Annotated in this window: 2 protein-coding genes; both read left to right on the top strand. The window is 63.9% G+C overall.

The features are described from left to right. Positions 1–369: hypothetical protein (locus GY725_04795; protein MCP4003494.1), on the top strand; the 369-nt coding region annotated here is incomplete at its 5' end. A gap of 16 nt (positions 370–385) precedes the next feature. Beyond that, a partial coding sequence (locus GY725_04790; protein MCP4003493.1) for a hypothetical protein occupies positions 386–584 on the top strand: 199 nt, incomplete at its 3' end.

The following is a 584-nucleotide window of genomic DNA, read 5'->3' as shown; positions in this document are numbered from 1 at the left end:
GGCCTGTGGTTCACCGACCGGCCGGGGCAACGCTGGGGCCTGGTCGGATTCGCCTACGGGGCCCTGGCCACGACCTTCTGCGTGGCCAGCTCGATCCTGTTCCCGGTGCGCAGCCTGTTCAGCGGGATGGAGAGCCAGGCCTTCTTCGACCTGATCAACCCAGCGACGCTACTGCTGGTGTTGTGCGCGGTGCTCTACTTCGTCGTGAACAAGGTCACGTCGTCGACACGCAGCGCCGCGATCGCGGCGTTCTGCGCGTTCATCGTCGCCTTCATCTTGCTGACGTATATCGGCACCGCCCTGCGCGGTCCCAACTGGGTTTTCTACTGGCCCTGGCAGGCATGGCCCGAGCATCCCGGTCAGATGTAGCTGCGCCGAGGACACGATGTTCAAAAGAGTAGGGAAACGCGAACAGATCTTCCTACTGGTGGCCGGCACACTGACCCTGGTTGCCGGCGTCGCGGCGATCTATCGCGACACCGCGCCGTCGTGGAAGTACTACCAGCAGGAGTTTCGCGCGATCGTCGCCGAGGAGATCGGCGTCGAGGAATCGGCCGAGGTTCCATCGGGCATCCAGCAGATCT

This window comes from bacterium (genome assembly GCA_024226335.1).
Classification (GTDB): domain Bacteria; phylum Myxococcota_A; class UBA9160; order SZUA-336; family SZUA-336; genus JAAELY01.
Note: the sequence above shows the minus strand (reverse complement) of the source record. Positions and strands in the feature narration are given on the sequence as shown.